Origin of the sequence: Rhodococcus sp. 077-4 (assembly GCF_047782425.1) — a bacterium.
Lineage (GTDB): Bacteria > Actinomycetota > Actinomycetes > Mycobacteriales > Mycobacteriaceae > Rhodococcoides.
The window spans coordinates 674,707-686,202 of record NZ_JAJPWC010000001.1 but is presented as its reverse complement, the minus strand read 5'-3'; the positions used below and the strand labels follow the sequence as shown (position 1 = coordinate 686,202).

The 11,496-nt window shown below is 65.3% G+C and carries 4 protein-coding genes; 2 read left to right on the top strand and 2 right to left on the bottom strand.

What is annotated here, in order from left to right; translation table 11 throughout:
* Positions 1 to 35 precede the first annotated feature (35 nt).
* Both ACNEOT_RS03390 and ACNEOT_RS03385 read left to right on the top strand, forming a co-directional pair.
* Positions 36 to 3,353, top strand: coding sequence for an arabinosyltransferase domain-containing protein (locus ACNEOT_RS03390; protein ID WP_415972123.1), 3,318 nt, complete (start codon positions 36 to 38; stop codon positions 3,351 to 3,353).
* 355 nt (positions 3,354 to 3,708) lie between these two features.
* Complete coding sequence (locus ACNEOT_RS03385) at positions 3,709 to 4,671, top strand: hypothetical protein (protein WP_415972121.1); 963 nt, start codon at positions 3,709 to 3,711, stop codon at positions 4,669 to 4,671.
* Between the two features lie 163 nt (positions 4,672 to 4,834).
* On the opposite strand, the gene ACNEOT_RS03380 is transcribed toward ACNEOT_RS03385, so the two are convergent.
* Positions 4,835 to 6,379, bottom strand: coding sequence for an acyl-CoA carboxylase subunit beta (locus tag ACNEOT_RS03380; RefSeq protein WP_415972120.1), 1,545 nt, complete (start codon positions 6,377 to 6,379; stop codon positions 4,835 to 4,837).
* Between the two features lie 3 nt (positions 6,380 to 6,382).
* Positions 6,383 to 11,464 (bottom strand): polyketide synthase Pks13, encoded by a 5,082-nt coding sequence (gene pks13, locus ACNEOT_RS03375; protein WP_415972118.1) that lies wholly within the window; start codon positions 11,462 to 11,464, stop codon positions 6,383 to 6,385.
* Between the last annotated feature and the right edge of the window lie 32 nt (positions 11,465 to 11,496).

Sequence of the window (11,496 nt, the reverse complement as noted above, 5' to 3'; positions counted from 1 at the left end):
GACCTCTACGTCACGCTCGCATAACATCGACTCTCGTGCCCGACGTCGTGACAGATTCATCCGCTGGTCCTCCCGTCCCCGCTCCACTGCGAGCCTCGGACGAACTTCGTGCCCAGGTACGAATTCCCCGGATGATCGCGATGGTGGCCGGCATACTCGGCGTGCTGTTCGCGCTGATCACTCCGTTCGCACCTGTCACTCAGACCACGGCGACCATCGCGTGGCCGCAGAACGGGCTCCTGCAGGACGTGGACGCCCCGCTGGTGTCGCAGGCACCACTGAGCCTCACGGCGACCCTGCCGTGCTCTGCTGTCGCAGCACTCCCCGCGTCGGGCGGGCTGTTGCTTGCCACCGCACCGCCGCAGGGTGAGGGCGCGGCACTGAACAGTTTGTTCGTTCGCGTCGGCGAGTCGAACGTCGACGTTCTCGACCGCAACGTCGTCGTCGCGACGGCACCACGCGCCGACGTCCAGAGCACCCGCTGCGCATCCATCGAGATCACCTCGAACGACCAGTACACCTCCGCGGCCTTCACCGGACTGACCGACGACGACGGCCGGCCTCTCGAGGGCCGCCTCGACGGTGACCTGCGTCCCCAGGTCGTCGGCATCTTCAGCGATCTCAGTGGCGCTGCCCCGGCCGACATGTCCGTCACCATCGACGTCGACTCCCGGTTCTCGTCCTCACCGACGTTGCTCAAGTCGCTGATCATGATTCTTGCGATCGCCTGCACCCTGTTGGCGATCGGAGCCCTAGGACGCCTCGACGGCACCGACGGCCGCGCGCACCGCCGCTTCTTCCCCTCTCACTGGTGGAAGTTCACCGGCGTCGACGTCACCGTCCTCGGTGTCCTGGTCGGATGGCACTTCGTCGGCGCGAACACCTCCGACGATGGCTACCTGCTCACGATGGCCCGCGCCGCCGATCACTCCGGCTACATGGCCAACTACTTCCGCTGGTTCGGCGTCCCCGAGGCCCCGTTCGGCTGGTACTACGACGTACTCGCCGTGTTCGCGAAGATCTCGACCGCCAGCCCGTGGATGCGACTGCCCGCCCTCATCGCCGGAGTCCTGTGCTGGATGGTGATCAGCCGTGAGGTGGTGCCGCGCCTCGGCCGCGCCGTACGCAAATCCAACGTTGCTCTGTGGACCGGCGGACTGGTGTTCCTCGCCTTCTGGCTGCCGTACAACAACGGACTGCGCCCCGAGCCCATCGTCGCCCTCGGCGCACTGCTCACGTGGTGCTCGGTGGAACGTTCCATCGCCACCGGACGACTGCTACCCGCCGCTGCAGCGTGTCTCATCGGAGCCTTCACCCTCGCTGCGGCCCCGACCGGATTGATGTGTGTGGCAGCACTTCTCGCCGGTGCACGTCCCATCGCGCGGATCGTCGTCCGGCGCCACCGTCAGGTCGGAACCCTCGCACTGCTGGCACCGTTGGCGGCCGCAGGCGTGCTGGTCCTCGTCGTGGTGTTCGCAGACCAGACGTACGCGACGGTCATCGAGTCCACCCGAGTGCGCACCATCATCGGCCCCAACGAGGCCTGGTACCAAGACTTCCTGCGTTACTACTATCTTTTCGTCCAGACCGTCGACGGCTCCGTCGCGCGCCGCTTCGCGTTCCTGACGATGATCCTGTGCCTGTTCACCACACTGTTCGTACTGCTGCGGCGCCGACGCATCCCCGGCATCTCGAACGGCCCGGCATGGCGTCTGCTGGGCGTCGTCCTCGGCACCATCTTCTTCATGATGTTCAACCCCACCAAGTGGACTCACCACTTCGGTTCCTACGCCGGAATTGCCGGTGGCCTGGCCGCGCTGACCGCAGTGGCCGTCTCGGCCAGCGCACTGCGCTCGCGTCGCAACCGATCGCTCTTCGCAGCCGGGTTGATGTTCGTTCTCGCACTGTCGTTCTCGGGCATCAACGGCTACTGGTACGTCTCGAGCTACGGCGTGCCGTGGTTCGACAAGACGGTGTCGCTGGGTGGCAACGAATCGGGCACCCTGTTCCTCATCCTCTTCGGACTGGTCCTCGCAATCGCGGCATTCCAGTACCTGCGCGAGGGATACGCTCCCGCACAACCGAAAGCGTCGTCACCACGCGGCAAGCGCATCCGTAAGTTCGCGGCGGCACCGCTGACCGTCATCGCCGGAATCATGGTGCTCTTCGAGGTGCTCTCGCTCGTCAAGGGAGCCGTCTCCCAGTACCCCGCCTACTCGCTTGCCCGCTCGAATGTTCAATCCGTGCTCGGTAATTCGTGCGGACTGGCCAACGACGTACTTGTCGAATCCGACCCCAACGCCGGGGTACTGAGCGCACTGCCGGGCGATTTCGACCCCGTCGCAGGACCGCTCGGCGGATCGAGCAGCACCCTACGCAACTTCACCGCCAACGGAATTCCCAGCGACCTCAGCGCTGACGCCGTGGAAGTCAAACCGGGACAAGGCAATACCGACCAACAAGCCGTCGGACCCGCCTTCGAGGAAGGCCAGAGCTCCGGCACCGCAGGTGGCACAGGCGAAGTGGGCGTCAACGGCTCATCCGCCGCCCTGCCCTTCGGCCTGAACCCAACCACCACCCCCGTCCTCGGCTCGTACCAAGAAGGCATCCAGGAGCCCGCGTCGGCCACCTCGAGCTGGTACCAACTACCCGCCCGCAGCGACAACGCGCCCCTGGTCGTCTTCTCCGCCGCCGGACGCATCTGGTCCTACGACGACACCGGAGCCCTCACCTACGGACAGTCACTGCTGCTCGAATACGGCAAACGCCAGCCCGACGGAAGCGTCCAAGCACAGGGCACCTACCTGCCACGTGACATCGGACCCGCACCCTCGTGGCGCAACCTTCGAGTTCCGTTGTCGGACATCGCGCCCGACGCCGACGCCGTCCGCATCGTCGCCAACGACCCCAACCTCACCGGCGACCAATGGCTCGCGTTCACCCCGCCGCGAGTACCGGTGATGGAAAACCTCAACACCCTCATCGGCAGCGAGCAGCCCGTGCTGCTCGACTGGGCCGTCGGACTGCAATTCCCGTGCCAACGCCCCTTCGACCACCTCAACGGCGTCGCCGAGGTACCCGGATACCGCATCCTCCCCGACCGCCCACTCGCCGTCAGCTCCACCGACACCTGGCAATCCGGCGAAAACGGTGGCCCCCTCGGCTGGTCCGAGCTGCTCGCCAAGCCCGTCACCGTCCCCACCTACCTCGAAAACGACTGGGCCAGGGACTGGGGATCACTCGAACGCTACGAGCAGTACTACCCGAGCGCGGTACCCGCTGAACTCGAGACCGCCGACGTCACTCGATCGGGATTCTACGAAGACGGACAACTGCGAGTTTTCAAGGACTGATCGCTCGCCCGCCCCCGCCCCCGCCCCGCCCCCTGCCCACCCCCGCTCCGCGTCAATGGACCATTGCATACGTCTCGGCCGTGCAATGGTCCATTCACGTTTCGGCCCGCCGTGCGTCAATGTGCCATCGCATACGTCTGGGCGCGTCAATGGTCCATTCACCTTCCGATGGGTAAAGACTGCTGACGCCCAGGACTACTTCGCAGGCCGGCCCTAGCATCCGAGTCCGACAGCGCCGTCCCGCTCACGAATGGCAACATCCAATCCATCCACAGGCTCGCAATCCATCCACAGACATCCTTCGATAGCGCCGAAACGGCACTAATGTGTCGGTGCCGAATTCCACGCTTCGGGCATGAAAAGACGATTGTGGGACGCAGGTTCATTGTTCGACCTGAGCTCGACGGGCGTGGTTACGCGCCGGCAGCTTCGCGGGGCGGGCGTGAGCGACGCAGCAATCGACAGCAGATGCGCGGCCGGCGGTCCGTGGCAGCGATTGCTGCCGGGTGTCGTACTGCTGCGTAACGGTCATCCGTCCACCCTCGAGCGCTCAGCCGCGGCGCTCGCATACGGCGGACCGACGAGCATGATCACCGGCTGCGTCGGACTCGATTCGTTCGGATACGGGACCAACGGATCCGCCGGGGAGGTTCATCTGCTGCTACCCGCGGAGATGCGTCGGGCATCGGTGTCTTTCGTCCGAGCAGAGCGGACGTGGCGGCTTCCCAAACCGATCATCAAGGGCAGCATCCGAGTTGCCCCGCTGGTGCGTTCATTGGTCGACGCCACGCGGGCCGCGAAATCCGAGGCACGATGCGTCGCCCTGCTGACCGAGGTCTTCCAGAGGGGCGGCGCGACCATCGACGAGGTCGCCACCGAATTGGCCGAGGGTCCGCGTCGTCACAGCGCGCTCACCCGCCGGATCCTCGAAGAGTTGCGAGACAACGCGCACTCGGTTGCAGAACTCGAGGACCAACGTCTGTACCGAACCAGCGGACTGCCTGCGATGACACACAACTGCGACATCCACACCCGAAGTGGAGAGTTCATTGCCAACACGGACGGGTGGATCGACGCTGTGGCACTGGCACGTGAAATCGACTCCGTTGCCCATCATCTGTCGCCTGCCGACTACCAGCGGACACAAGCCCGACGCAACCGAATGCAGGCCCACGGACTGATCGTCGTCTCCCATTCACCCCAGGACATCCGGGAACGACCGAATCAGGTGCTCGACGACCTACGGAAGAACTATCAACTTGCCCTCGCCAGACCCCGACCGGATGTGGTGATGACTCCGCGCCAATCGACCGCGTGAATGGACCATCGAACACGTCTGACCGGTGCAGTGGTCCATTGACACAGATCCAGCTGACGCGTGAATGGACCCTTGCATACGTCTGACCAGTGCAGTGGTCCATTGACGCGAACGGGAGCGGAGCGACCCCCCAAGAACGAGCGGCCGCGTGACTTCAGTCTGGCTAGATCGGGAGCAACGAGTGCTTACGCGGACTCTTGTGCACTTCCTTGTCCCTCAGGATCTGCAGGGCCTTGCGAATTTCGAGGCGCGTATTCGACGGCTCGATGACGGCGTCGATGTAGCCACGCTCGGCGGCGATCCATGGCGTTGCCACGTGCTCGTTGTAGAAGTTGATGAGTTGCTTGCGCAGAGCCGGTGCGTTCTCGCCGGCCTCTGCGAGTTGCTTGCGGCTCATGATGTTGATGGCACCCTCGGCACCCATGACTGCGATGCGAGCGGTCGGCCAGGCGAAGTTGATGTCGGACCCGAGCTGCTTCGAGCCCATCACCGCGTATCCACCGCCGTAGGACTTGCGGATCACCACGGTCACCTTGGGGACGGTCGCTTCGACGAAGGAGAAGATGAAGCGACCACCGCGGTGGATGACGCCCAGTGTTTCCTGGTCGACGCCCGGCAGGAATCCGGGTGTGTCGACCAGGAAGATGATCGGGATGTTGTAGGCGTCGCTGATGCGAATGAAGCGTGCGGCCTTGTCGGCACCGGCTGCGTTGAGTGCACCGGACAGATGCATCGGCTGGTTGGCGACGATGCCGACCGGCCGACCGTCGACGCGGGCGAATCCGGTGATGACGTTCGGAGCCGTCTGCCCCGAGAGTTCGTGGAATTCGCCGTCGTCGAAGATGCGCAGGATGATGTCGTGCATGTCGTAACCGGCATTGTCGGCGTCGGGCATGAACGAGTCGAGCTTGAGATCGGACTCGGTGATCTCGGGTTCGAGCCCCGGGTTGATCACCGGCGACTCTTCCTGACAGCTCGACGGCATGTAGCTCAGGTAGTTCCGAATCCACTCGAAGGCGGCCTTCTCGTCGGCCGCGACGTGGTGCACGTTGCCGTTGAGCGCCTGGACACGGGCACTGCCGAGTTCGTCGAGGCTGACATCCTCGCCGGTCACGGACTTGATGACGTCCGGTCCGGTGACGAACATGTACGCCTCTTCGGTGGCGACGACGATGTCGGTGTTGATGGGCGCGTACACGGCACCACCGGCACACTTGCCGAGGATCAGCGAGATCTGCGGGCACAGACCGGACAACGCCTCGTGGCGTCGACCCAGCTCGGCGTACCAGGCCAGCGACGTGACCGCGTCCTGCACACGAGCTCCACCGGAGTCGTTGATACCGACGACCGGGCAGCCCATCTTGATCGCGAAGTCCATGATGCCCGCGACCTTGCGGCCGAACATCTCGCCGACGGTTCCGCCGAACACGGTCTGATCGTGCGAGAACACCGCGATCGGACGGCCGTCGACGGTTCCGTGGCCGGTGACGACGCCGTCGCTGTAGAGGGCGGCCGGATCGTTCGGGGCCTTCACCAGTGCGCCGATCTCGACGAAGCTACCGGGATCGAGCAGAGAGTTGACGCGATCGCGGGCACTGGGGATGCCCTTCTTCGCACGCTTCGCTATGCCGATATCGCCTGCCGGTTCCTTGGCGAGTTCGAGCCTCGCCCGTAGTTCGGCCAGCTTCTCCGCAGTGGTGCCACTCAAGATCTACGCTCCGGTTCTTGCAGACTCGATGTTCTCGAGCGTCTTCGACAAATGGGCCGCAATTTTTCCAATGTACGGCTCGTCGACTACGGCGAGGTGATCGCCTCCGACGTAGACGATCTCGAGGTCTTCCACCACCGGACCCCAGCCGCCATGCTCTTCGCGGGTGGCGTACGCGGGCTCGAGGGCGATGGCGTCGTCGTGATACTTGTCGGCCAGATACAGCGTCACGTGCCCGCCGTACGGCTTGAGTTCGGCCGTCTGGATCGCGCGGTTGTCGAGCCACGACGTGCGCTGGTGCTCGATGATGCCGCCGGGGATCTTTGCACCGCTGAGCTTGACCAGATCGGTGATGATGCGGATCTGGCCCTCGTCGTCCGAGTCGACCAGCTTGTCGTAGGGAATCGGGTAGTCGACGTTGTACGTCTTCTTCGCGAATTCGGCGTACCGCTCCCAGCGCTTGCGCACCTCGTCCTTGGTGTCCGGGATCCGCGTGCCGGGCATGACGGTGTCGAGCAGCCCGACGTAGGCCACCTCGATACCTTCTTCCTCCATCTGGCGCGCCACCTCGTAGGCGAGAATGCCGCCGAGCGACCAGCCGACGAACACGTACGGCCCCTCGGGCTGGATCGCTTTGATCAGCGGTACGTACTCCGCGGCGCGCACGGCGATGGGTCCTTCGACGCGCTCGAGTCCGTACATCGGAGTGCCTGCGGGCAACTTCCGGAGCAGCGGCTCGTAGGCGACGGTGGAGCTACCGGCCGAGTGGAACGCGAATACCGGTGTGGCGGTGGAACCTTCGGGGCGGACACGCAGGTTGCGCACGACGCCGTCGATCTCACCGTCTTCGAGGTGTGGGCGAACCTTGTCGGCCAGCTGCTCGATGGTCTCCGAGTCCAGGACGTCGTCGAAGGTGATCTCGCCGCCTGCCCGCTCGGTCAGACGAGCAGCCAACTTCTCGGCCGTCTCGTCGTCGAGAATCGGCAGGGTGTTGAAGATACCCTTGGCCGATTCCTTCGTCACCACAGCCCACGTTGCGAACGTCATCCGCTCGGCGTTGTCGCGCGGAGGCACGTCGGATCCGGCGGCTTCGGCGAACGCTTCCTTGCCACCCAGGTCGGTCTGCGCAGCGGCCGCAGTGGCCGGCGCAGGCTGGTACTCGGCACTCGGTACCGCGGCCTCGGGCGTCGCTATGGCAGTGTCCAGAGCTTCTTCACGGGCCTGACCGCCGGCCTCGGCAGCCTGCTCGGCCGCCTTCTCCGCTGCCTGCTTGTCGGCCAGCGCCTGCACCTCGTCGCGGTTCTCGATCGCGTAACGCAGGTACTTCTCCACCTCGCGCAGGTTCGCGTCGCGCACGGCCTGCAATTGCACTGTGGGAATGTCGAATTCGTACTCCACCCGGTTCTTGATGCGCACCGCACTGAGCGAATCGAGACCCAGTTCGATCAACGGAACCTCGGGCGGCAGATCCTCGGGCGCATAACCCATGGACTCCGCGACGATGATGGCCAATCGGTCTTCGAGCTTCTGATTGCCGTTGGGATCCCAGCGATCACCGAACGTCTCGACGACCTCCGGCAACTCCTCCATCGGTGACGAGCTCTGCTGTTCAACGGCCACAACGGGTTCCGGACGAACATCGCCCGACGTGACGACAGCCTCGTGCAACAACGTGAACGCCGAGCCCTCGTGCGCATGCACCTGGATCGACGCGCCACCGAGGTGCGAGGTCAACGTGGTGACGACCGTGCCCACCTTCGGCACCGACGCGTGGGAGACCGAAACACCCAGTGCCACATCGGCGAACACCTGCGATGCGGCGGCAGTGACCAACGCATCGAAACCGGTGACGGCCGAGGCCTGTACCTCCCAGACGTGGCGACCGTCCGGCAATGCGACGCGAGCGCCGGGCACCCGAGTGTTGCCGCTCGAGCTGACCTGCGAGTTGAGCCAGAACTCCTTGCGCAGGTACGCGGTTCGTGGGATCGCCGCGTACGGACCGGACTCGAACAGCGTCGCGAGTTCCAGCGCGTGGCCGTGGACGTAGAGCTGCGCCAGCGCGGCGAGGAACGTCTCGGACTCGTCTTCCTTGCGCTTGAGCGTCGGGATCAGCGTCGAGTCTGCGACGCCTGCTGCCCATGCCGTGGCGGCAACGGACATTAGCGCAACGGGGTTGGGAGCGAGCTCGATGAAGGTCGTATGCCCGTCTCCCACAGCCACATTGACGGCCTGCGTGAACCAGACCGGGTGCCGCATTCCCTTGGTCCAGTAGTCGACACCGTGGATCGCCGCATGCCCGACGCGATAGTGCGCCTCGCGATCGACCGACGAGTAGACCCCGGCGGTGAGCGTTCCGGGTTCGATTCCGGCGAGTTCGGCGGCCAGCTCACCGAGCAGGACGTCGACGGCGGCGGTGTGTCCGGCTCCCTTGACGTCGAGCAGTCGGGCCATTTTGCCTGCGGCCTCGGCCATTTCGACGAGGGCCTCGACCTCTGCGCGTGGTCCGCCGACGGTGGTGTGCGTCGGCGCGGCGTAGACGCAGGGCTCCACGTGCGGGAACTGATCGGTAAGGGTCTTGACCTCATCCGGGGTGTACTCCACCAGCGCCATGGCACCCTGCGAAGCGGCACCGAGACCGTCCTGACCCTCGGCCAGCAGCCGCGAGCGGGCGTAGATGATGCGGACGGCGTCTTCGAGGTTGAGCCCGCCTGCCACGTATCCGGCCGCGACCTCACCCATCGAGTGGCCGATGACGGCTGCCGGCTCGGCACCGTGCGCGCGAAGCGTTGCTGCCAAGGCGATCTGGATGACGAAGATGGCTACCTGGGAGTTCTCGAACTCGTAGGTCTGCGAGTCGTCGAGAATGATCTCCCGGATGGAGTAACCCGCCTCGTCGAGCAGAAGTTCGTCCACCTTGTCCACCTCTGCGGCGAACACGGCGTTGGTGCGGTAGAGCCGCGAGGCCATCTTGCGGTGCTGCGAACCGAACCCGGAGAACACCCACACTGCGCCGTTGGACGCGGGTGAATCCGCAGAGAACACACCGGGTCCCGGCTTGCCTGCGGCGATGGCGCGCAGACCGGCGATGGCCTCGGCCGTGGTGGAGGCGAGAACCACGGCGCGCGAACGGCCGTGGTTGCGGCGAGCCAATGTGCGGCCCACGTCGACGAGCGGCGTCGTGCTGCCCTCTTCGGTCTCGAGCCAATCGGCCAGCTCGGCCGCAGCCCGCTTACGACGCGACGGCAGGGCTGCGGACACCGCGAGAATGACTGTCTCCGAAGCTGTTTCGGACTCGGCCAGGATGGTCTCGGCTTCGGCAACCGGATCGATGGTCTCCACCTCGGAGACGATGGGCTCGGCCACGATCGGCAGCTCGGCACCGGAGATGTCGGTAACGCCCTCCACCAGAACGGCTTCGGGATCCACGGCAGCCGGATCGAAGGCGTCGTCGGTCTCACCCGGAACGTACTCGCGCACGACCACGTGCGCGTTGGTACCACCGAATCCGAAGCCGGACACTCCCGCGACGGCCTTGCCGGTGTAGCGCGGCCAGTCGGTGGCCTCCGGGATCACCTTCAGGTGCGCCTTGTCGAAGTCGATGTACGGGTTGGGGCCCACGTAGTTCAGCGAGGCGGGGAGCTTGTTCTGCTGCATCGCGAGGACGACCTTGATCAAACCTGCTGCGCCCGCGGCAGATTCGAGGTGACCGAAGTTGGTCTTCGCCGATCCCAACAGGGCCGGCTTGTCGGCGTCGCGGCCTCGGCCGACGACGCGACCGAGAGCATCGGCCTCGATGGGATCGCCCAGGATGGTTCCGGTGCCGTGCGCTTCGATGTAATCCACGCCCGACGGGTTGATGCCGGCGTCGCGGTAGGCGAAGCGCAGTGCGTCGGCCTGCGCGTCCGGGTTCGGTGCCAGCAGACCGTTGGAGCGGCCGTCCTGGTTGATCGCAGATCCGGCGATGACGGCAAGTACTTGATCGCCGTCGCGCTCGGCGTCTTCGAGACGCTTGAGCACGACGAGTCCGCCGCCTTCGGAGCGGATCATGCCGTTGGCGTCGGAGGAGAAGGCCTTGATCTTGCCGTCGGGTGCGAGCACGCCCGTCTGACCGAATCCGACGGTGATCGGCGGCGCGAGCAGCATGTTGACGCCACCGGCCACAGCCAGGTCGGATTCGCCGGTACGCAGGCTGCGCACGGCCTGGTGCACGGCCACCAGCGACGACGAGCAGGCGGTGTCGACGGCGATCGACGGCCCGCGGAAGTCGTAGAAGTACGACACTCGGTTGGCGACGATGGCGGTCGAGGTACCGGTGAGTGCGTACGGGTGCACGGCCGGGTCACTGACGGCGATCAGCTGGTAGTCGTTGGACGAGCTGCCGATGAAGACGCCGACCTGGCTGCCCTTGATCGAGCTGGCCGGAATGTGCGCGTGCTCCAACGCTTCCCACGTCAGTTCCAGCGCGAGCCGCTGCTGCGGATCGACGTTGACGACCTCGTTGGGTGACATCGCGAAGAACTCGGCGTCGAAGGTCTTGACGTCGTCGAGGTAGCCACCCTTGGTCACCGTCGCATCGACGGCAGCCGCGATCACAGGATCGGAGGTGAACTCCTGCCAACGGCCCTCGGGCAGATCGGTGATGCCGTCGCGGCCCTCGATGAGCAGCGACCACATCTCGTCCGGCGTGTGACCGGTGCCGGGGAAGCGAGACGACAGGCCGACGATCGCGACGTCGTGCGCATCGCCCGACGGACCGCCGCTGGTGTAGAACGCGTCGTCGACGGTGCCGACCGGCTCGTCGGGTTCGCCCTCGATGATGATCTTGGCCAGCGACGCGATGGTGGGGTGCTGGTAGACGACGGTGGCGGTCAGCGTGACCCCCACCAGCTCTTCGATCTCGCCGCTCAGTGCGACGGCATCGCGAGAGGACAGACCGAACTCCTCCATCGGGCGGTCGTCGGAGATGGCCGAGGCCGGTTGCCCGGTCGCGTCGGCAACCCAGCTGCGCAACCAGTGACGCAGCTGGGCGACGGTGAGGTCTCCGCCTCCGACCTGCTCGATCTTGTCTGTCTCTAGTTCAGCCATTACTCACCAAGTCGTGTCGGAGGAAAAACGGA